The sequence below is a fragment of the Bradyrhizobium sp. 1 genome (genome assembly GCF_023073315.1).
Lineage (GTDB): Bacteria > Pseudomonadota > Alphaproteobacteria > Rhizobiales > Xanthobacteraceae > Bradyrhizobium.
Genome location: NZ_JADPJH010000002.1, coordinates 232272 through 256075 on the forward strand (window position 1 = coordinate 232272; position 23804 = coordinate 256075).

The 23804-nt window shown below is 65.0% G+C and carries 7 protein-coding genes; 4 read left to right on the forward strand and 3 right to left on the reverse strand.

Annotated elements, in window-relative coordinates; translation table 11 throughout:
* Positions 1–4: 4 nt before the first annotated feature.
* On the reverse strand, positions 5–16333 hold the full coding sequence (locus IVB29_RS01070; RefSeq protein ID WP_247501534.1) for a leukotoxin LktA family filamentous adhesin: 16329 nt from the start codon (positions 16331–16333) through the stop codon (positions 5–7).
* A gap of 72 nt (positions 16334–16405) precedes the next feature.
* Positions 16406–17071, reverse strand: a complete 666-nt coding sequence (locus IVB29_RS01075) for a hypothetical protein (protein ID WP_247501535.1) — start codon at positions 17069–17071, stop codon at positions 16406–16408.
* Between the two features lie 377 nt (positions 17072–17448).
* Between IVB29_RS01075 and IVB29_RS01080 the strand changes: the two genes are divergently transcribed.
* Entirely contained in the window at positions 17449–18492 is a 1044-nt protein-coding gene (locus IVB29_RS01080) for an ABC transporter substrate-binding protein (protein WP_247501536.1), read from the forward strand.
* Positions 18489–21182 (forward strand): hybrid sensor histidine kinase/response regulator, encoded by a 2694-nt coding sequence (locus IVB29_RS01085; RefSeq protein WP_247501537.1) that lies wholly within the window; start codon positions 18489–18491, stop codon positions 21180–21182. Before IVB29_RS01080 ends, IVB29_RS01085 begins: the two co-directional genes overlap by 4 nt.
* Here IVB29_RS01085 and IVB29_RS01090 read toward each other — a convergent pair.
* A complete protein-coding gene (locus tag IVB29_RS01090) occupies positions 21175–22098 on the reverse strand; it encodes a LysR family transcriptional regulator (protein ID WP_247501538.1) in 924 nt (307 codons plus the stop codon). The genes IVB29_RS01085 and IVB29_RS01090 overlap by 8 nt on opposite strands.
* A gap of 128 nt (positions 22099–22226) precedes the next feature.
* On the opposite strand from IVB29_RS01090, the gene IVB29_RS01095 reads away from it, so the two are divergent.
* Positions 22227–23165, forward strand: coding sequence for a ring-cleaving dioxygenase (locus IVB29_RS01095; RefSeq protein WP_247501539.1), 939 nt, complete (start codon positions 22227–22229; stop codon positions 23163–23165).
* Complete coding sequence (locus IVB29_RS01100; RefSeq protein WP_247501540.1) at positions 23162–23782, forward strand: alpha/beta hydrolase; 621 nt, start codon at positions 23162–23164, stop codon at positions 23780–23782. The genes IVB29_RS01095 and IVB29_RS01100 overlap by 4 nt, the downstream gene beginning before the upstream one ends.
* Positions 23783–23804: the final 22 nt, after the last annotated feature.

Below are 23804 nucleotides of genomic sequence, written 5' to 3' on the forward strand. Positions count from 1 at the left end.
ACCGTTACCATGCCTGGGCCAGACGGCCGACGGCCGGCTTCGCCGTCTCAACCGCCGCATCCTTCCAGCCCGGGCGTCCCACGCGCTGTCCTTGACGGCGCAGCTTGCGCAGATCATTCAGTCCCTCGATGTTGACGGCGGGACCGGAGCCGATGGTCTCGACCGGCCGCGGCATCAGCAGCGCATCGAGCCGTGCCTGACCGGACAGACCGAGCAGGTAGAACGTCCCCCCGTCCCTCTTCGCGAGCCAGGTCTCGATGCTCTCCCTGCCTTCGCCGTCGACCGGGATATTGCGCACCATGCTGGCGCCGGTGAAGCCGTAGCAGCAGGTGTGGCCCGGACCGTAATTGGTGACGCTCGCCGAAACGTCGCCGGTGTAGAGCACAACATAGGCGTTGGTGACGTTAGCGTTGCCGATCTGAGCCATCGTGAACACACCGCCCGGCTGGTACAGCTGCAGCGTCGGCCAGTTGGACGGCGCCGGTGTGCGGTTGTTGAGCAGCACCTGCTGGGTCGCCGTGGTGAGCATGAGCTGGCCCGGCACATAGCCGTTCAGGATCGCGACCGCGTGCGCGTCGGTCCAGAAGTTCGCATCCACCACCCTGAACTGGTTGATGATGATGCTGTCCGGATCGATCGAGATGTTGGCAGACTTCGCGACACCGCCGTTATAGCCCGTGACATTCATGATCAGCGGGATCGCCGGGTTCGAGCGGATCTGCTCGCCCTTGACGTTGATCGTATCAGCCGCGAGGTCGAGCTCCCTCACGACGCTGATCCAGCCGATCGTCAGGTCGCCCGATGAGGTCATCTTGACGATGTCGCCGCTGATCCGGTCGAGCGAGACCGATCCAGCCACCTCGAAATGCGTATCGCCGTGGGCGGAGATCGATCCGCCGCGGAGCGAGCCCGTGTCGGATTTGACGATGAGGTCGCCGGCATCGCCCGGGATGCCCGTCGTGGTGAGCTGGCTGAAGACGATGTCGTTGACGGCATGGAGAGTCTGCGTGCCGCCGCTGATGGCGGTGCCAACGGTGATTCCTCCGGCCGTCGCGGTGACGTCGAGCGTGCCGCCGGCGGTAAGATTATCCCAATGAACGACCGTGCCACTCAGGACCGCGTTGCCGGTCGTGGCCGTGAGGTTATGACCGGTGTTGGTGCCCGCCGCAATCAGTCTCGCCGAGCCGTTGGCCAAGACCGAGCCCTGGGTCACGACGCCGCCGGCCAGCGCCATCTGCGCCCGGATGTAACCGTTGTCGGCGTTGACGTTGATGTTGCCGACGTCGCCGCTATTGCCGGTCGTCGTCAGCGCCTTGAACGTCACGTTCTGCGTCGCGCGGATCGTCTGCGAGCCGCTGCTCTCGGCGGTGCCGATGACGATGCTGCCATTGTTCGCGACAGCCTTGAAGCTGCCGCTCGCGCCGGTCGCCGTGCCCGCCAGCACCTGGTCGAGCGTCAGGCCGCCGGTGCCGAGGATGTCCACGTTGCCTTTCACGGCAGACAGCAGGCTCGCCTCGGTGTCGGTGAGAGCCTTCAGGTAGAGCCCGCCGGCGCTGGCACTTGCCGACAGCCGCGCGGCGTTGAAGCCGAACCGGCTCGTAGCACTGCCGATGCCGTTCGATGCACTCAGCGACAGCCCGGCGCCTGAACCGGACGCGACGAACTTGATCTGGCCATCGCCATTGTCGATGATCGCACCCAGCGAGGCGACGCCGCCGGCGGTGACGATGATCGAGGGCGCGTTCGAGGCTGCCGCATAGGACAGCGAGGAATTCAGCTGGCCGATCGTCGCATCGCCGGTGGTGGTCACCGAGATCAGGCCGGCCGCGTTGATGGCCGAATAGGCGTCCATCGACAGCGTCGCGGCCACCAGTGTCACGCCATTGGAATTGCTGGTCGCAACCACCGGCGCGGCGCTGGTGCCGGCTGCGAAGGTCATGCCGCGGTTGGCGAGCAACTGCATCAGGCCGTCGCTGGTGATGTCGGCATTGATGGTGAGCGCGCCGCGCGGCACGTTCAGCGTCAATGCGCCGCCGGCCGTCAGCGTCCCGAAAGCGCCGCTCGTGCCGACCATGAGGTCGCCGGTGACGGCGAGGATGCTGAGGTCGCCGACCGCAGAACCGGTGACCGCGCCGGAGATGTTCACCTGCAGCGGCTGGAAGGTCGAGCCGTTGAAGCCGATGCTGCCGCCGGCGCGCAAGTCGAGGTCGGTGCCCAGGATGTGGATCGCCGAACGGTCCGTGAAGCCGGCTTCGGCGTAGATGCTGCCGCTCGCGGCGAGCTGGATCGCATTGCCGGCGGAGATGTTGCCGAGGATGAGATCGCCGGTGGTCTGCTTCAGATAGATGCCCTGCGCCGACGAGACCTGGTCGAGCTGGTCGTTGCTCGGATCGGCGAAGGCGATCTGGATCGCGTTCGCGTTGGTCGCGGGATTGCTTCCTGCGGTCCCGGGGGCACCGACATTGCCATGCTCGGCGATCAGGGTCAGGTTGCCGATATCGCCGGAGATCACGGGGGTACCGGTCACGCCGGCGGCGGCGGTGATGCTGTTGACGGCGTCGAGCTTGACGTCGCCGCGGCCGATGACCTCGATGCCGTTGGCCTGCGCGGCCGCGATCGGGCCATAGTTCGCGGTGATGCCGCCGAGCGTGAGGCTGTTCTTGCTGCCGAGATAGACGTTCGTCAGCGCCTTGGCCGAGATCGCGATCGGATTGTCGACGACGACGAGGTTCTGCTGCGACAGGCTGACCGTATAGGTCGTGACATGGGTCGTCGGGTCGGTAATCGCGCCGACGGTGAGCTGACCCGGACCGGCCGTCGCCAGCAATCCCCTCTGCTCCGGTGTCAACGACGAGGAATCGACGCTGGTGAAGGTGAACGTCTGGGGCGCCGCCGAATTGCCGACCGAGCCGTGCGGCGCATAGAGCATGATCTGGTTCGCGCTGACATTGGCCACGACGTTCTCGTCGATCGGCGGCGGGGCCGCGCCGAGGGCCGACGACGACACGGTGTAGGCGAGCTGGCTCTGCGTCCACTGCGCGCCCGCGGTGATGATGCCGTAGACCCGCTCGGTCGATGCAAGCGTGAAAGTGTAGTTAGCATTGTAGGTGTTCAGCGCCGTTTGCAGCGCCGTATTGCTCGGCATGCGCTGGTTGGCGGTTGAAACGCCGTCGAACAGCTTCGTGAACAGGGTCGTGGACAACGAGCTGCCGAACACTGTCCCCAGCGGATCCGTCTGGGCGGTGCCGAGCAATGTCGTCAACGAGCTCTTGAGCTCGTCGGTGGTGAGCTTGCCGAGCAGGAACTGGTCCCTCAGGAACCGCGTCGTGGCCTCGACCTTGATGTCCGTCGTCGAGACGCTTGCGGGAGCGATGCCGAGCTTGGCGGCCACCTGAGCCCGCAGCACGGTCTCCCCAACCGACGTCAGGTTGTAGGTACCGTTCTGGAACGCGATGTTCTTGAGCTGGAAGTAGTCGTTGTAGGCCGACGTCACCATGGACTGGTAGCTGTTGACGGCGTTGGTCGCGGCGCTGCCGCTGAGCAGGTCGAGGCTGGTCCAGACGTCCTGAAGATGCTGGCTCTGTGCCTGGGTCAGGCCGACCGCCGCCCGGCCGTTCAGGATGCTGGCCGGGTTGCCGTCGGAGCCTGCCGCCTCCAGGAAGACCGGCCCGCCGGTCGACTGGATCGTGCCGAGGCGCAGATCACCCTTGGACTGGACAATGTAGGCGCCGGTGGCCGAGGCGCTGTCGAGAACGCCGCCATCGACGGCGCCGCTCGCCTGAACCGTCCCCGTCGCCTGGATCACCAGCGGATTGATGTTGGTCAGGGTGGACGCGCCGTTGACGACGGCGCTCGTCGCGCCGATCGCGCCGGCAGTGGAGTTGATCTCGACGTTCTTGCCGATCACGACGGGGTTGGCGACGTTGTAGGGGGACGCCGAGTTGATGTCGCCGGTCGCCGAGATAAACACGCTGCCCTGCGGCGTGCTGCCTGCCGAATTCACCTTCACCTGATTGATCGAAAGCGAGCCGATGGCCGCGATCGCGATGTCACGGTCGATCGTATCGGCCTTCAGGCTGCCGCCATAGACCTGCACCTGGACGGGAACACCGTTCGTGCCGCGCGTACCGATGCCACCATCCGCCGACAGCGTCACGTTATTGCCCGAGATCATCGGGTTGTTGGCGTTCGCGCCGGATGTAATGGCCGAATTGGCGCCGGTGGCAATGACCGTCGTGTCACCCGAGAGGTTGTTGATTGGCCCGTTGATGACAATGCCGGAATTCGAACTGACATTGACAGTGCTGGCACCGCCGCCGCTGAACTGGATGTTGATCGGGTTCGACGCCTTCACCGTGTTGGTGAGCGTCAGGGTCAGGTGATCGTAGATCTGCTGGAACCAGTCGTAATGACCGTCCGCACCGCAGCACAAGCCAGCCGACGTGTTGTAGCCACCCCCGTGATAGCTGCCGGTCGCCGTGACGACTTCCTGGAAGTTCGCGGTCTGTAATTGGCCGGTGTTGCCGCCACCGCCCGTGGCCTGCATCACGTTCTCGACCAGGCTGACGGTGCGAGTCCAGTTGTCTCCGGACGCGTTCGGCGTGTAGTGCCAGCCATAATCGAACTGCGTGCTGGTGGTCGGACGATCCAGCGTCGCCGTATCGACCCACTGGTAGTACATGTTCGGCTTCACGGCGTACTGGATGCCTGCCGTGCCGCTGAGGCCGGTCAGCATCGAGCCTGTGTACTGGCTCGCATTGACGCTATTGGTCCGATACGTCGACACCTGCTGGCCGCCCGACGCGGAGGGATTGTAGACGTACCACGTCGTCTGCTGCTGGAGCTGATCGACGATCTGGATCACGCTGGGCGCGCTGACGCCCGTATTGATCGTGTTGGTGACGAGCTGGAGTCCGGTCGAGTTGTTGACATTGATCGTGCCGGCACCACCCTTGACCGCGATCGTGCCCTGGGCAGTGCCGTCGGTCGAGGTCGAGATGATCTTGCCGTTCAGATAGACATAGCCGCCCGAGCCCTGCACCACGCCGTTCACCATGATCTGGTCGGTGAGCGCGTTGTACTTCACCCCGATCTTGATATCGCTGGAGACCTGCGTCGTCGCAGCCGCCGTGATGTCGTAATAGCTGCCGTTCCGCGCATTGGCTTGGGCCTGGGCGAAGTCCGCGCCATTATTACTGGTCTTGAGGCTGTTGATGGCGGACAGCACCCCGCCGCCGATGTCGACCGAGTAATTGCTGCTCGTGCCACTCTGGATGAGGCCGTTGACGTTGATGACCCCCGCCGAGATGATGATCGCCTGGCCGAGAATGAAGGGCGCGTTGGCGGGGTTCTGGTACCCCGAGGGTGTGGTCGAACTCCAGTTCGAGCTCGCGTTCGTGTTCGCGGTCCTCGGCGTGATCACGTCGTTCTGGATATTGACGACCTGGAAATAGGCCGAGCACCCCGAGCAATTGAACGGCGAGTAGAACGTGGACGTGTGGTTGGTGGTGGTGGTGTGACCCTGGGCGTCTGTCGAGGTCGTCGTATAGTCGTAGGTCGTGTTGCTGTAGACGCCTTGGCCGGTATAGGTATTCTGCTCCCACGGCGCGGTCGAGATGGTCTGGACCGTCGGGCCTTCCATCGCCGCAAGCGTGGCGGTGCTGCCCACGCTGCCGCCGCCTCCGTTGGGCGAGCCGTTGCCCATCGGCAGGAATATCGCCGAATAGAGCGACAGGCCGTCGTAATAGGTCATCAGCATGCGGGCAGTGAAGACCGTGCTGTTGGCGGCCGTCTGCTGGACGCCGCTATGGCCGTCGACGCAGCAATAATAGAAATACGGGTGATTGCCGCCGTCGCCGATATGCGGGCTGTACGCGTAGGCGCCATAGGCGCCGAGATAGGTCGCCGCGGCCATCACCGCCGTCAGGGTGTCGTTGTCGGCCGGCTTGTACTCGACCCCGGCCCACTGCGAGGTGACATCGTGGTTGGAGTTGTAGAAGCTGCCGAGGCCGCCGAGGAAGATGAACGAGCCGTTGGGCGCTACCATCTGGATGGTCGCGGCATTGAGCGACTGCGACGCGACGACGCTGCCAAGCTGGCTGGTGATCTTGAGCAGCCCCCCCTCATTGGTGACGATGCCGTCGAAATAAATGTCGGGCTTCCGGGTCAGCTGGTTACCGTTGTCGTCGACGCCGAGTCCGGTGCTGGGATCGATGCGATTGTAGGTCGCCGAGATGTCGATGATCGGCGTCGCGCTCGGCGTAGCGGTGAAGGTCACGTTGGAATGCGAATCCGGGTCGACATGGTCGATCTGCCGGTAGGTGATGTTTCCGCCGGTCACATTGGTGACGGTGAGGTTCGCGAAGTCCATGAAGTCGAGACCGCGGTTCTCGACCTTGATCTTCGGCGAACTCAGCGCAGTGACCGATGGCGCCGTGTGACCGGAGACGCTGTTTCCGGTCAGCTTCTGCGCCAGGATCGAGACATTGCCGGCGGACACCAGGATGTCGCCGAACGCGAAGGCGTTGCCGGCGGCGTCCGAGGTATACGGCGCCTGCTGGATTAGGGCGTTGATCTGGCGCTGGAAGTCGCCGGTCGAATCGGCGCCGGAGGGCGACATCGTGGCGGGATGTGCGGACGTCGACGCCGCGAGCTGGGTTCGGATCTGCGCAGCAGTCAAGCCGGTCAGCGTAGCGAGCTGGTTGACGATGTTCTGGTAGGGATTGAAGCTGCCGACGATGGTGTACTGGAGCGCCTGGTGGTTCCAGGTCATCACCGGGCTGAAATGATCGACGTCGGCGACGTATTCGAGGGTGGTCGACAGTGAGGAGTACGGACTCGTCGTGCTCAATGTCGGCGCGCTTGCACCAAGATCGATCGTGATCGTCACGTCGTCGTTGATGCCCGCGACCACCATGCCATTGAGCGCGACATCGCCGGTCCCACTGGTGTGGCTGTGATTGTCGCTGTTCTTGGCGCTGAAGATGTCCAGATACGGATTGTAGTTGCTGCCGTTGCCGGACGCCGTGACTTGCCCCTGCGTTGCGCCGAGATAGATGTCGCGTACGCCGAGCACCCGCGAGCCGTCGGCCAGCGTCAGCCTGCTGTCGCCGCTGGCATTCGCCGTGCCGCGATAGAGAGCAGAGATCGGAATGGCAGTGTTGTTGTAAACGACCGTGGTCGCAGTCGCCTGTATGCTGCTGAAGGTGATGGTGTCGCCCGACATGCCGGCGAAAATATTGATGTCGCGCCAGGCCTGGATTGTCGTGCCGCTGTCGACGGTGACGTCCTGGTCGGCGTGGACCCACGTGTTGGTGCTGGCGCCGACGCCCGCGATCGCGCCATAGAGACTGGCATTGGCGTTATTGGACGCCGCCATCTTCGCAGCCGTACCGACATAGATCTTGCCGACGCTGAACAACTCCCGGGCATGGATGTTGACCGCGAGCGTGGCGTTCGCCGTCATGTTGGATTCGGCGCCGCCGCCGGCGAAGAAGCTGGCCGTGGCCAGGCTCGCCGTGTCCTGGGTGTTTAGCGTGTTGTAGGCCTCGATGTCGATCACCCCCGTCGCGGTCCGCGGATCGCCGTTGAGGCTCAGCACGGTGCCGGCGCCGATATTGGTGGTGACCGTCTGGGTGACATGGGAATCGCTGAGCGCGGCAGCGCCCGAGAACGAGCCGCCGGAGCCCGACCGCGCGCCGCCGCCGGCCTGGTTGACGATGTCGTTGGAGATGACGACGATGTTGCCGCCGGCCGAGTTGATGATCAGATGCGTTCCGATCTCGGCAGTGGTAGTCGAGTCGACGTCGTTCTGCGCCTGGCCGGCGGAGACGCCGGCCGTGGACGCCTGATAGGCGTCGCCGCTGGCGGCATAATTCGTGGTGTGCTTGGCCTTGACGCTGAGGCCGCCGAAATAGAGCGTATCATCCGTCGTGCCACCGTCGAACCGCGCATCGGTCACGGCCGTCGAGCTGGTCGTCGCGACCGCCGCGGCACCGGCGTAAGTGCCGCCCGCGCCGACCGTGGCGTTGGAGACATTGGTGTCCGTGCCGGTAGCCGTGATCTGGAGAATGCCGGTGTAGTCGGTGTGATTCAGATGCGTCGCGTCCATATTCGCGGGCGCGCCCAGATAGGCGTAGGTGTGCGCGCTGGACGACGTCTGCGCGACGGTTGCACCCAGTGCCAGGAAGCCGGTCGAAAGGCCGGTCGCCTGGGCGTACTGAGCGCTGTCGTTCTGGGCCGCAATGACCACGTCGCCATTGGGAAGCGTAATCCCGGTGCCGCCGTACGCGCTGACCGTTGCGTTCTCGGAAGCCTGGGCCAAGCTGCCCTGCGCGCCGATCAACGAGCCGCCGCCGCCCGCGAGTGCCCAGGCGTAGGTCGTCGTGCCGCCGGTCGGAACCAGCGCCATGGCGGTCACGGCCAGAGCACCGCCCGAGAAGGTGACGTTGTCGCCGACATCGGCGGTGACCGTGGCTCCAACCGTGGACTTGGCGACCGCTACGCCGACTGCACCGCCGCCGACCGAGACGCCGATCGCACTGCTGGAAAGATTGGGCATGATCGACGCGGTCACCAGGGTGCCGACACCGGCCGCTGACGTGGTGATCGAGGCGCCCGAGCCGATCTCGGCCAGCACGGTCGAGTTCTCGTGAGCCTCCGCGTCCGCACCAACGCCGGCGACAATACCGCCGCCGAGCGCCGTTGAAGTCGTGGTCAAGGTGCCGGCGCCGGATGCACCGACCGCCAGCGTCGAGGTATCGACCGTGGCGTCGTCCAGAACCTTCGCTGCGACCGAGCTCGACCGTCCCGCGGTGGCGATCGAAGCGCCGACGGCGACGGCGCCACCGGTGACGCCGCCCGTGAAGACGACCTGGGTCGAGGAGTCCAGCGCCATGACGGCGACGCCGGTGCCGCCGGTGCCGGTGACCTCGCCGCCGAGCTGGGCCGTCACGGTGTTGGCCACATTGCCAACCGCCACGGCCGCATCGGCGCCGAAGTAGAGCGCCGCACCGCCAGCGATCGCCTCGGTGTCGATGGTCTTGCCGGCATAAGGTCCGGTGGTTGCATCCTTGACGACCGCCGCAACGTTGACGGACGGCGCGGCGACGATCGCGCTCAGATTGGCGAACACGCTGCTGCTGACGCTGGTGTAGCCGATGCCGGCACCGATGCCGACGTTCTTGGCGAAGCCGGCGCCGAGCAGATACATCTTGGCCGCGTTGGCGCTGGTGGCAGTGACATTGACCTGCGTACCCGTGACGTTGCCGCCCGCGATCTGCGCGGTGACGCCGTCATTGCCGCCGGTCAGCACGCTGCTGACATTGTAGGTCGAGGTCACATTGGCATTGTTCGGATTGCCGGCGGTGCCGCTGGCGACCGCGTTGCTGCCATGCGAGCTGTTGGTGCCGGCGTTCACCGACGCGATGGTGCCGTTGCCGCCCTGATTGAGCTGCCCGGTCTGCTCGCCCTGCGTATCCGGATCGGCGGTGTTGGTGCCGATGATGATCACGCCGACGGTCGCACCAATGCCGACACTGCCGCCGATACCTGCTGTCACCGCGTAGGACAGCACTTCCTTCGTGCTCAATGCATTGACGTTGATCGCGCCGGACGAGTTGAGATTGCTGTTGCGGCTTTCCGCGACGGTCTGGCTCTTGAAGACGATGACGTTCGCGGCGGCGCCGACACCGACGCCTCCTCCGCTGGCACCGATCGCGAGCGCGCCCGCGATCTCCTTGATCGCGACGTCCTCGTTGGCATTGATGGTGACCGCGCCGGCCGCACCGCCCGTGGCCGATTGCAGCGTGGTGTCGTAGACGCCGGCAATGGTGGTGTTGTTGGCGATCTCGATGTTCGCCATGCCGGCGATGGCGGCCGTCCCGGTCGAGAGCGCGCCGCCGACCGCATAGGCCTCGAAGCGGTTCTTGGTGTTGGCCTCGACGTCGAGCGCGCCGCTCAGATTGAGCGCGGTCGTGTGCGCGGCGCCATTGCCCTGATAGTGGAACTCGTCGCCGACATAGGCCTCGGTCCGGTTCGCGGAGACCTGGACCAGGAACGCCGCGCCGATCGCGGCCTGGCTGCCATAGGCGCCGGAGCCGTTCGCGGAGAAGATGCCGGTGTTGTTGTTGGCATTCACCGTCAGTGACGCAGCCGTCAGCGCGCCGCCGTCGAAATAGGCCTCCGTGGTCGCCTGGAACACGTTCAGCCCGACCGAGCCGGTGTTGAACCCGATCGCGATCGAGGAGGCATCCTGCTCGGCATTGGCCTTCACGGTGACGGCGCCGACCGTCGGGCTCGTCGACTGGACGCCGCCGACGGTGGCATTGGTGATGTAGGCGCGGGTGTCGCGCGACATTGTGGTGCTGATGATGGTGGCGCCGCCGCCGCCGTTGCCGGTGGGTGGGATGATGCCGGCGCCGAGCGTACCGGAATAGGAGAAGCTCGATGCGGCGACCTCGATCTGCGGCGCCAGCGTCGACGAGGTCAGGCGCGTGTCGATGGCTGCGCTGTCGATATAGGCCCGGGTCGCTCCGCTCATCACATTGGTGATCGGGTTGATCATGATGGCAATGCCGCTGCTGGCGGCAAGCGAAGCGACGTTGGCCACGACCGCCTGGTGCGAGCTCGCGACCACGGCGAGGCCGCGGACGGTATCCTGGTTCTCGGAGAGGTCGGGGGTGCTGTCGCTCGGCGCGTGGGCGGTGCCGAGATCGAACGCATGGACGAGCGTGCCGTTGTTGACCGACAGCGTATCGGTCGAGCTGGTTCCGAGCGCATCGACCTGGGTGTTCGCGCCGCTGATATAGGCCGCGGTGGCCCCGGTGATCCGGTTGGTCACCAGCGAGCCCGCCCCGCCGCCCGCGCCCTTGCTGATCGACACGGCGCCGGCGAACACTGCGGCCTTGTCGTTGTTGCCGGCGACCACGCCGACGTTGTTGGTGGCGGTGACGTCGGCGCCGTTGATACCGTTGGCGCCGGCAGCGGAAATGCTGGCGGTAACATTGGTCCCCAGCAGATTGGTAGCGACCGAGCCCGCCAGCCCGACCTGCGAGGACATCGCGATACCGACGGCGACGGTCGAGATACTGGCGTTCGAGTTCGCGCTGACGGCGACGTTGCCCGAGGCGGTCAGCTTGGAGCCGGTGACGCCGGCGCTGACATTGTTGGCGATGCTGCTGTAGACGAGCGCCAGGCCGGCGGCGCTGCCTTGCGTCGACGCGCCCGCGACGGCGGCGGTTCCGGTGATGCTGGAATTGTCGCTCGCGCTGACGGAGATACTTTTGGCGGTGATGGCTGATTGCGATGCGCTGGACAGATTGTTGCCGATGGATGCAGAAACGGTATTGGCGATCGAGCTGATCGTCGTGCCGCCGACGCCGGCAAACTGACCGGTCGCCAGGCCGAATCCGATCGTGACCGACTGGATCTTCGTGGTGTCGAGCGCACTCACGTTGACATTGCCGTTGACACCCGCCGTCAGCAGCACGTTGGCGATATAGGCCGAATGCGTCGTCGCGATAGTATTGTAGACTATCGAAGCGCCGACATTGTTCTTGCCGGCCTGTATGGTGCCGGCAACGGAGACGATGCTGGCGCCCGGACCGTTAGCCGTGCCGTCGTTGAGCGCCGCCGCGCTGAAATCGACGCAGTTCTGCCCGCCCGAGCCGTTGGCCGCTGTGCAGGTGTCCGAGGCGAGATGATTGTTGTTTGACTTCTTGACGAGGTTACCGAGCGCGGTATCGAGCGCCGACACCGCGCCGCTGTCGGCCAGCACGGTGACGCGTCCGACGTTGATCACCATCGCAGCACCGTTGATATAGGCCGTCGTCGTGGGCGTAATCTCGTCGACGACGATCGCGCCGGCAAGCCCGTTGGCATTGGCCCCTGCCCCGCCCGAGGCCGCTCCGGCCGCAATCACGCTGGCGCTGTCGGCGAGCACCAGCAGGCTGTCATAGTTCGAGATCGACGTGCTGCGGATATGCGCCTCGGTGGCATTGCCGCCCGCTGGATCGGCAATCGACGCATAGGTCAGCGCGAGGCCGATACCGACCTTGCCGCCGGACATGTAGAGCGATCCGCCGCCGATGGCGATGTTCGTGGTCTGATAGGCATCGACCTCGATCGCGCGGTTTACCCCTGTCGACTGGCCCGTGACGGTCGAGCTCTCGATGTAGGCATTGGCGCTGTCCGTCATGATGCCGACGGATGCGGACAGCGCGACCGCATTGGCTGACGTTCCGCCGGCAACGCCTAGGGCCACGACGGTCTCGGACCCGCCATTGAGCGCCTGCACCGTCACCGAACTCTGGTTCTGCATCGTGGTGCCGTAGATATAGGCGAGCGTTGCGTTCTTCGACATCGCCGCCGCGATGGCGCCGCCGATGGCGGCTCCCTGGGAGTCAGACCCGGACATGTTGGCTGCGGCGGAGCCGGAGCCGTTGCTGAGGATCGTGTCATTGAGCGCCTGCACGACCGTATTCGTCGTCACCGCACTGGCCGTGGTGAACTTGTTGATCGAGCTGTTCCTGATATAGGCGCTGGTCCCGAGCGAGACATCGCTCACGGACGAGCTGCCTGCAAGATCGAGTGTGAAGCCGCTCGTGCTCGCCCCCGAGCTCGAGCTGATCTTGCTCGCCGCCAACGCAATCCCAGCCGGCCCGCCCGTCGCGACGGCACCGGCGGCACCCGCCTTGTCGGCGAAGCTGGACAATGACGGCTCGGAGATCGAAGCCGCGACGGCAGCTGCGGTAATCCGGCCTGTGGTGGTGGCGCTGATCGCGAGGTTATCGACGTTTACCAAGCCGCTTCCGCCGCTGCTGCCGGCAAACGGATCGTTGGTGCTGAACGGCCCGGGCCGGATGTCGGAATGGTTGTCGCCGATATAGGCGGCCGTGTCGGCATTCGCGCCCATATAGGCAACGGACAATCCGACTGCCGAACCACCGCCGACATTCACCGCACCGGCGATCGTCACCACCGACAGATCCTGCTGTGCCAGGATGTTGAGAGTCGGAGAAAACACACTGGCCTGACTGGAGATGGACGCGTGCGTCGTGTTGTTGAGGAAGCCGAGCGAGGTGATGCCGTTCAGCGCCAGCGCGCCGCCGGCTTTTCCGGACGACGGCGCCACCGCGACGAACTGGTCCGAGGTGATCGCGTTGACGGCGATGTCATCCGCCGCCCGCAGCGTCGCCTGGTCAGAAACGCCGGCGATCGTGCTGGTGTTGAACTGGACGAAATTGAGCGAGCCGCCCACCGAGGAACCGCCCGACGTGTTGCCGGGCAGGAAGCCGAGTGTGCCGACGTTGCCGGCGGCGTCGATCGACGCCGTCGTCGTCGTCGCCGCGATCTGGATGCTGGCGTCGTAGGTGTGGACGTCGCCGTTGTTCACCGTCGCGGACCAACTGCTGCCGCAAGCCGCTGTCGTGCATGTTGCGGTCAGGCGGGCGCTGCCGGCCACCCACGCCGTGGTGTTGTTGTTCACGACGAAATGGTTGATCGATCCGGCGACGGCGGCGGTATCGCCGGCGTCGGCCGTGGCGTTGGCATAACTTGTCAGGATGTTGCCGCCGACGCCGAGATTGCCATTGAGGTGACTGATAACCTCGGTCAATCCGTCCCACTTCAGCCAGGTATTGGTAATCGGCATCCAGGTGCTGGCATCGACGGCGACGTTGGCCGCATTGATCAGGGTGCCGCCGCCGACATAGGCGTTCGAATTGTGGTTGAAATTGCCCCAGGCAACCGCGGCGCTGATCGCGACGCCCTCGCCGGTTGATGCGTTCGACGTGATCGCAGCAGCCGTCGCGTTGCTCCGCACGCCCCGGTCGACGAGATTGCTGACGACGGCGACGTTGCCGCTGACATAGAGGCTGGGTGCGCCACCGCTTGGATTTTGTCCGATCGATGCCGTCGCGTTTTCGGTGCTGTTGGCCAGCGACAGCGCGGCAGCCGCCTTCAAATCGAAGTTCACCGGAAACAGCGGGACCATCTGCTGGGCGATCAACGGACTAAGGGTCGGCGAGGAAACCATGAACTCCTGGATCGCGCCGATCAGGGCCGGTGTTCCGACGATGGTCGAGGCCATGGTCGAGTTGCTCGTGGTGTTCGACGTCGCCTCGACCGTCACGGAGCCGTTCATCCGGGACGACGCGCTGGTGCCCAGTGACGAGCCGAGCTTTGCGGTCGCCGACGTGGTGACGTCGCTGATGGCGAGCGCTCCGCCGATGCCCCCGCTCGCGTTCGGCGTGCTCAGCGCAACCGATGTGGCACCGGTCGAGAACGAGTTGTTGTTGATCGCACGCAGCGTCAGTGAATTGCCGGATGCAATCACGGTGCCGACGGAAAGGTTGGCACCAGTCGCGACATTAGCCGTGGTCGAGACCGAGCCGGTAGAATAGGCAACGGTCTCGACGAATTGTGCGCTGGAGGTCGCCGCGACCGCGGTCACGTTCAGCGTGGCGTCGTTGGTGGCGTGGATGGCGAGGTCGCCGCCCGCGCTGATCGTGGCGCCCGAGGCCACGTTGGTCGTGACGTTGGCGTCGAGCTTGCCGACGACAGCGGCGGCGCCGATCGGCGAGCCGCCGAGCAATGTGCTCGCCAGTGCCGGATCCTGCGCCGTTTCCGAGCCATGAGAGGCGATCAGGATGTTGCCGGCGCCGTTGATGTTGGCGTTGCCGTTGATGTTGACCGTCGCCGTGGCGCTCGCGGCCACATAGCCGCCGTTGATGCCGAGCAGCGAGGCCGCAAGCGTGGTGCCCACCAGCGTGAAGAGGCCGGGGACCGAGCTCGTGAAGCTGGACGTCGCGGTCGACGTCGCGCCGATCGTGATGTCGCCGCCCGTGATCTGCCCGTCGACCATGATCCCTGTGGTCGCGGTCGCCTGGCCCGACAGCTTGGTGTCGCTCGCCGTCGCCGTCAGCGTCACGCTACCGTTGGCGTAGTTGGAGCCACCGAAATCGACCACCTTGGCTAGAATCCTGGCGCCGTTCGAAATGGTGATATTCGGCGCGTCGATGGTGACGTTGTTGGCATTGCCGGTCGAATGACCATTGGCATCGAGCCGCCGGGCATCGATCAGCGCATGTGCCAGCATCGTGATCGAATTGTCGGCCTGGACGAGATAGGTGGCGCCGGCGCTCAGCCCGGCAAGCGCGTTGGCGATCGAGGCGTTCGACAGGGTCACCCCGGTGTCGCCCTGGCTGGCGTCTCCGATGACCACGTCGGTCGGGTCGAACAGCAGCGTTCCGGCCTTGCCGTTCTCCGCCGCCAGGTTGATGGAAGCTCCGCTGCCGACGTCGATGACGCCATTGGCGCTGAAGTCGACCAGACCGGCGTTGCCGGTCTTCGCACTCGCATTGAAAACCGCACCGCCCGCCACCGTCAGGTTCTGCGCCGCCTTGAGCCGGATCTCGCCGGCACCGCCGGTCGTGCTGGCGATATCGAGCTTCGCCTTCTTGCCGATATCGATGTTGTTGCCGGCCTGGACCGTGATGTTGCTCGGTGTCGTGGTCTTGCTCTGCGCGGTCAGGCGCCCGTTGACCCTGGCATTGTTGACGGCGCCGATATGGATCGAGCCGTTGCTGACGCTGATCGAACTGGCGCTGCGCAGGCCCTTGGAATTGACCGAGGCGGCGAACTTCGCGGCGTGATCGAGATTGGCGATGTCGCGCTGGGTGGCGCCGCCGACAAACACGTTCTGCCCGGTCAGGCGCACGCCATCGATCGCGTTGACCCGGCCGTAGATGCGGATGTTACCGTCCGGCGAGACCGGAAACGAACCCGCCATCAAATTGCCGACCGCCGTGCCGTTGATTGCCCCTCCCGGGCCGATCAGGCTGTCGGTGAACTCGCGCGTCGGCGTCGAGACATTGAGGCTGCCGACGTTCACCGTACCGGAACGGCCGACGACAAAGCCCTTGGGATCGGCGAAATAGACGTTACCGCCGATCGCACCGTTCATGTACGAATTGAGCGTGCCGTTGACGTAGACCGGCGCGTCGCGAACGATATTGACGAGGTTTTGCGCCCCCGTCGGCAGTTGCAGATTAACGGTATTGCCCTGGCCGACACTGAACTGCGAGAACGAGTTGAAGGCGTTGTTGCCCGAGACCGTCGACGTCGTGACGTTGGTGACGCCGCCGGAGGTCTGCAGGCTGGTCCCGGTACGGCCGTCCGGCGTGATCACGTTCGCCGTCTGCGCCTGAACGCGGACGCTGTATACCGGCAGGAAGACCATCTGCATCGCACAGAGCAGTGACATCGAGCGGAAGCGCGCAAGCCCCCGCAGCGTCAGCTCGCTATTGTCTCGCGTCGCAGACGGTCCGCGCATTTCAGATCCTCGTCATCGGCATTGGCGCCGATCCACAACCGGGTGGGAGAATGTCGAGCGAAGCGTCCGGCATCAGAACTGGCCGGGCGGCAGCTTGAAGATGTCGGGGCTCTTGGCGTCGGCCACGTAGAACAGCAGCAGGCTGGTCGGCGTCAGCACACGCTGATTGTTCTCCTTGTTCTCGAACGTGCCCTGGAGCAGCAGGATCACCGAGCGATCCTTGGCATCGCTGCCGCGGAACATCACGATGCCGCCGGCGACGGGCATGTTGACCGCGATGGAGTCGGGCTTGAAGCCCTCGCCCATGAAATGGGCGCGCAGGATGTTGGCGTTGGAGAACAGCTTCTCCGGCGTGATCGCCGCATCGGTCCCCTTCGACCAGACCGCACCGACCTGGATCAGCGATTTGGACTTGTAGCCGAACACGTAGGAGAGCTCGGCGGTGCCGCCATTCGGCAGCAATTCGGGAACGGAGAGCAGCAGGCTATGCGTCAGTTCGGACGCGTTGTCCTGGGCCCTGATCGCATCGGGCTTGGCGCTGAAGTCCTTGACCATCGCCGCGCGCGCGTCGGCTTCGGTCATGCCGAACCTCGCGGAGCGGAAGCCGTCGATCGCCTTGATCGTCTTGTCGTCCGCACCGGCGGTCGGCGCCTCGGTCGCAGCAGCGACCGGAGCACCGGCGGCAACAGGTGCCGCACCGGCAGCGGCGGCTCTGGGTGCGGCCTTTTGCTTCGGCACAACTCCCTGCTGTGCCGCAAGCGGCCCGGCTGCAACGGATGTGAGGAGACCGACGAGAGCCGGCACAAGATAGATTTTGCGCATCGAAAACCTTTGAAACAAACCTGAAACAACACTTCAAAAATCAACAGCTGCGAATCGACTTCTCCGAACCGTCGTCGCAACCGAGACGGAAATTGTTGCAACGCCACAAGGCGTTACAAAGCATCGCGAAGCAGACAAATTTCGAAACAGCGATTCTTCGGCTGGCGTAGGAATACGGTAACGGGCTGCCGAATGCTGCGAATGAACATTCATAAACGCTCTTTTTCATCAATTGTGGTCGTCAGGCTTTCGCGTTATGCACATGGTCAGGGCCAACTTTTGCGAAATATTTCATGACTGAGCGGACCGCTCCTGCCCGCGTTGTGCCGGCGGTCGCGCGCCGCGATTTCCTTCGCCTTGCGGGCGCAACCGCTGCGGGATGGATTACGCTTGGCGCAACGCCGGATCGCATGCGGGTCGTCGCCTCGCTGACCGCATTGTCGCTCGACGACGAACTGACCAGACGGAGCATGACCGAAGCTGCGACCACGCGACTTGGCGGTCTCATCGCAGGCTTGAGGCAACGAGGCTGGGTCGAAGGGGTCAATTTCCGCTTCGAGCTCCGCTCGAGCTTCGGCGGACCAGACAAGTTGAAGAGCGCCATCCAGGAGCTCATCGATCTCAAACCCGACGTCATCCTGACCGGCTCGACAGGTGAAACCGCGGCCGTCCTGGCCGCCACGAAAACGATTCCGATCGTCTTCGCGACCTCCAACGATCCCGTCGGCAACGGCTTCGTCGAGAGCCTCGCGCATCCCGGCGGTAGCGTTACAGGCTTCACCAGCAGCACCCCCGAGATGGGCGGCAAATGGCTTCAGCTCATCAAGGAGGCCGTTCCCGATATCGCGCGTGTCGGCGTGCTGTTCAATCCGACGACAACGCCTCGCGCCGGGCGCTACTATCTCGACTCGCTTGAACAGGAGGCCGCGACATCCGGTGTCGACGTGGTGCTCGCCCCCGTCGGCAAGCCGGTGGAGATCGAGGCGGCGATCGGCCGCTTTTCCCAGCCGCCAAAGGCTGCGATGATCTCGCTGGTCGACAGCTTCCTGGTGGTGAACCGCCAGGCGATCATTGAAGCAACGGCGAAGTATCGCGTCCCCATGATCTATCCGTTCCACTATTTCATGGATGCGGGCGGACTGATGAGCTACGGGCCGACGCTCGAAGTACGCTCGGCCGACTATGTCGATCTCATCCTGCGCGGCACCAAGCCCGGCGATCTGCCGGTGCAATCACCGCGGAAATACGAGCTCCTGATCAACCGCACGGTCGCCCGCTCGCTCGGTTTGACCATTCCATTCACGCTGCTCGCGCGAGCCGACGAGATCCGCGAGTGAACGAGACGATCGACCAGGAACATTTGCCGACGCCTCCTGGCCGGCTGTTCCGAAAATATCTCTACTCGATCGTCGCCCTCGCCTTTGCCGCGCTCGCCATCAGCACCGGTTTCGACGTCTGGTTCTCATATCGCGAGCAGAAGCAGCTCCTCGCTGCGACCCAACGCGAGCAGGCCGCAAGCGCGGCGATCCAGATCGGCCAGTTCATCGGCCAGATTGAAAACCAGATCAGATGGCTCTCGCGCCTGCCTCCCGAACTGTCGAGCAACGAGGACGAGCGCCTGAACGCGATCCGCCTCCTGCGCCTCGCGCCCGCGATCGCGGAAATCGCCGAGCTCGACGCACAGGGCCGCGAGCAGGTGCGCGTGTCGCGCCGCGTCGCGGACAGGATCGGCAGCAGGATCGATCTTTCCGCTTCACCCGCCTTCCGCGGTGCCAATGAAAGCCGGACCTATTACGGGCCGGTCTACTTCTCCGGCGACACCGAACCGTTCATGACGCTCGCCGCGCGCGGAGCCGGCCGCGATCCTCATGTCATCGTCGCCGAAGTCAATCTGCGCTTCATCTGGGACCTCGTCGCCGGGATCAGGGTCGGCAATACCGGCAAGGCCTATGTGGTCGACCGCATGGGGCTGTTGATCGCGCATCCCGATTTGTGGCCGGCGCTACGCCGCAGTGACCTCTCCGGACATGCGGACGTACGCGCCGCGCTCGATGGCGTCGGGCCGCTCGCGGGGGGGCTGGTCAAGGAGGATCTATCCGGTCAACGCGTGCTGTCGACCTATGCGACGGTGCCCTCGCTCGGCTGGCTGGTGTTCGTCGAGCTTCCGCTCACCGAAGCCTACGCACCGATCTACGCCTCGATCGGCCGCTCGACGTTTCTCCTGGTCGCCCTGCTGGTCTGCGCGGTGTTGGTGTCCCTGTTCCTCAGCCGGCGCATGACCGTGCCGATCCAGATCCTGACGCAGGGCGCCCGGCGGATCGGCAGCGGCGATCTCGGCCTGCGGCTCGCGATCAAGACCGGCGACGAGCTGGAGGCGCTCGGCGACCAGTTCAACCGGATGGCTGCACATCTGCGCGAATCCTACGCGACGCTGGAGCGCAAGGTGATCGAGCGGACCTCCGAGCTTGAGAAGGCACGCGATCACGCCCTTGCCGAGCATGACTCAGCCGAGCGCGCACGCAGGGCAGCCGTGCTGGCCAACGAAACCAAGTCGCGCTTCCTCGCCGTCGTCAGCCACGAGCTGCGCACGCCGCTGAACGGCGTCATGGGCGTGCTGCAACTGCTGGACGACGGCAGCCTCGGCGAGGCGCAGCGCCGCCACCTCGCGACCGCTGCAGCATCGGGCGAAACGCTGATTGCACTGGTCGACGCCATCCTCGAATATGCCCGCCTGGAGGCCAGCACCGAAACGCTGGAGACGCGCGACTTCCGCCTCGACCAGCTGATCGAGACCGCCGCCGACCTGATGCGCCCGCAGGCCTTCGGCAAGGGGCTGACATTTGACCTCGCCTGCGATACGACAGTCAACACCTCCGTGCACGGCGATCCCGTCAGGCTCAACCGCATCCTGCTCAATCTGATCGGCAATGCGATCAAGTTCACCCCGCGCGGTGGAATTGGTTTGATGGCGGCGGCCGAACGGCACGACAACCACGTCCTGCTTCACATCACCGTTCGCGACACCGGCATCGGCATCGCGCCCGACATGCATGAACGCATCTTCGAGGATTTCGTCCAGGCCGACGACAGCATCGCGCGGCGGTTCGGCGGCACCGGCCTCGGCCTAGCGATCGCGCGACGCCTGACACGCCTGATGCGAGGCGAGCTGACGGTGACGAGCACGCCCGGCGCGGGCAGCACATTCACGCTTGAAGTGCCGCTCGGCCGTGCCGCCAGCGGCATCGCGCAAGGTGCGATTCCGCCGCCGTCGCGGCAACTCCGCGTGCTGCTGGTCGACGACGATCTCGTCAATCGCGAGGTCGGCGAAGCCATCCTGAACCGGCTCGGCCATCGTCCCACCCTTGCAGGAAACGGCGCCTCGGCTGTCGCGCTCGCTCGCGATCAAGCGTTCGACATCATCCTGATGGACCTACACATGCCGGACATGGACGGCGTCGAGGCGGCTTCGCGCATCGGCAAGCTCGGTCTGTCGAAGACGCCGCGCATCATCGCCGTGACCGCCGACGTGTCCACCAGCGCCCGCGAACGGCTCGCCGGCGCAGACATCGCCAAGATCGTGAGCAAGCCGATCCTGATCAATGCGCTGCGCGAGGCGATCGAGGACGAGTTCGGCGAGGAGCCCGCCACGACGCAACTCGCCGCCGGCGCGTTGATCGACCGGCATTTCCTCGACGACCAGAAAGAACTCCTCGGCCCCGCGCAAATCGAAAAGCTGCATCATTTGCTGCAGGAGACCAGCGACAAGCTGATCACTGATATCGCCAGGGCCGCCGCGACCGGCGATCACAAGCAGCTTGCGCGGCTAACGCACCAGCTCGGCAGCGCCGCCGGCGCGCTCGGCCTCGTCCGCATGTTCGAGCGCTGCCGCGAGGTCGAGCTGGCAACCAGCTCGATGTCTCCGCCCGAGTGCCAGAGCGCCGCGCGCGAACTCGCCACGCTTCAGAAGGCCTCGATGAGCGCGCTGGACGAATTGCTCGCACCTGCCGAGCAGCGCCCGGTCACTTAGCCGCAGCGGATTTGCGCGCGACGGCCTCATCCTCGCGCCCAAACCGCTCCACCAGAAAATCAATGAACAGCCGCACCTTCACCGACAAATGCCGCGTCGGCGGATAGACCGCATAGAGTGCGAGCGGCGGCGCAGAATAGCTCTCCAGTACGGTGCGCAATTGGCCCTGTCTCAACGCGTCGGCGGCGATGAACTCCGGCAGCAGCGCAAGTCCTCTGCCCTTGATCGCGACATCGCGCAGCACTTCGGCATTGTTGACGCAGAGCGACCAGGCCGGCTGGATCCAGTGATCGCCGTCGGCGCCTGTGAGCTTCCACTGATTGCCGGTGAGCAGGAAGCCGTAGGTCAGCGAGGCGTGCTCGCGCAGATCCTGCGGATGTTTTGGCGTGCCGTGACGCGAAAGATAATCCGGCGCGGCGCAGATCATGCGCGCCACCGGCATGATTTTTCGCGCGATCAAACTCGACGATTCCAATTCCGCAATCCGCAGCGTCACGTCAAAACCGTCCTGGACGGGATCGAGCAGATCGTCGCTGAGCACGATCTGAAGCTGAAGCTCCGGATAGTGCGCCATGAAATCGGCCAGCACCGGCCCGAGCCGCATGGTGCCGAACGACATCGGCGCATTGACGCGCAACAATCCGCGCGGCGCCGATTGGGCTTGCGCCACCGCCTGGTCGGCGGCCTCGATCTCCGAGAGGATCACGACCGCGCGCTCGAAATAGCGCTGGCCGTTCTCGGTCGGGCTGGCGTGGCGGGTGGTCCGGTTCAGCAGCTGGACGCCGAGGCTCTCCTCGAGGTCGGCGATGTATTTGCTGATCGCCGAGCGCGACAGCCGCAACTGCCGGCCGGCTTCGGCAAAGCTGCCGCTTTCGACCACCTTCACGAAGGCCCGGAGGCTGGCGACCTTATCCAAGGATCGGCCTCGATTGTTTCCAAATCGTAGACATAGACGTCATATTTGCATGGATTGTCTCCAATCCAAAGCGGAATGATATTTCCGGCCAGAGAGCAAGACCGCTCCCCGAATTCTGGAGGACGACAATGTCTGGACTGCACCATGTCACTGCAATCGCCGGCGACCCCATCCGCAATTTCGGCTTTTACACCCGGGATCTCGGCCTGCGCTTCGTCAAGAAGACCGTCAATTTCGACGATCCCGGCACCTATCATTTCTATTACGGCGACGAGACCGGCCGCCCCGGCACCATCCTGACCTTCTTCCCCTGGGCCGGCGCGGCTCCAGGCCGCCGCGGCGTCGGCGAGACCCATCAGACCGCCTTCCGCGTGCCGCAGCGTTCGCTCGGCTACTGGACCCAGCGCTTGACCGAAAAGGGCATCGCCTACGAGGCGCTCGAGAAGCGCTTTGGTGAATCCGTGCTCCCGTTCACCGATCCCGATGGCATGGCTCTCGCGCTGGTCGGGATTTCCGGCGCCGAGAACGAGCCGGGCTGGAGCAATGGCGACGTGCCGGCCGAGCATGCGATCCGCGGCTTCCATGGCGTGACCTTGCTGCTCGACAGCGCGGCGAAGACGGCCGCCGTCCTCACCGACGTGTTCGGCTTCAAGGAAACGGGCCGCGAAGGCTCGGTGATCCGCTTCAAGGCCCCGGGCGATGTCGAAGGCAGCGTCGTCGACATCTACGAGGCCAAGGGCTTTTTGCGCGGGCATCAGGGCGGCGGCTCGGTGCATCACATCGCCTTCCGCGCGGCTGACGATGCCGAGCAAGGCAAGATGGCGCAAAAGCTCGTGAGCAATCACGGCCTGCACCCGACCGAGCAGCGGGACCGCAACTATTTCCGGTCGATCTACTTCCGCGAGCCCGGCGGCGTGCTGTTCGAGATCGCGACCGATATCCCAGGCTTCGCCGTCGACGAACCCGTGGCGACGCTGGGACGTGACCTGAAGCTGCCGAGCTTCCTCGAAGCACAGCGCAAGCAGATCGAGGGTGTTCTGCCGAATTTGGAAGAGAGCGCGTCATGACCGAGTTTATCCATCGTTTCGAGCCCGCGACCAACGCGGGCTCCCCTCCGATGTTGCTGCTGCACGGCACCGGCGGCGACGAGAATGATCTGCTCGGGCTCGGCAAGATGATCTCGCCCGGCTCCGCCTTGCTCTCGCCGCGCGGTCGCGTGCTCGAGCACGGCATGCCGCGCTTCTTCCGCCGCCTTGCGGAAGGCGTGTTCGACGAGGCGGACGTGCGCCGGCGCGCACTCGAACTCGGCGAATTCGTGGCCGATGCGCGGCAGCGCTACGGCATCGCCGCGCCCGTCGCGGTCGGCTTCTCCAATGGCGCCAACATCGCGGCCGCGCTGTTGCTGCTGAAGCCGGACGTGATGGCAGGCGCGATCCTGCTGCGCGCGATGCTGCCGCTGTCGGATCCGCCGAAGCCGGAGCTCGGCGGCAAACCAATCCTGCTGCTGTCTGGGCAGACCGATCCTATCGTGCCGGCGACTAATTCGGCAAAGCTTGCGGCGTTGTTGTCGGAATCTGGAGCGAGTGTAGAGCACAAGGTCCTGTCGGCAGGCCATCAATTGTCGCAGGCTGATGTGACACTCGCCCGCAACTGGATCGGCACCGTCGCCACTGAGGCGGCCTGATCCCAAGACGCGGCGCGCCTGT

Bases quoted from the DNA above. Each gene is read 5' to 3' on its own strand.
- IVB29_RS01095 (WP_247501539.1), top strand. From the start codon at position 22,227: ATGTCTGGACTGCACCATGTCACTGCAATCGCCGGCGACCCCATCCGC.
- IVB29_RS01070 (WP_247501534.1), bottom strand. From the start codon at position 16,333: ATGCGCGGACCGTCTGCGACGCGAGACAATAGCGAGCTGACGCTGCGG.
- IVB29_RS01100 (WP_247501540.1), top strand. From the start codon at position 23,162: ATGACCGAGTTTATCCATCGTTTCGAGCCCGCGACCAACGCGGGCTCC.
- IVB29_RS01080 (WP_247501536.1), top strand. From the start codon at position 17,449: ATGACTGAGCGGACCGCTCCTGCCCGCGTTGTGCCGGCGGTCGCGCGC.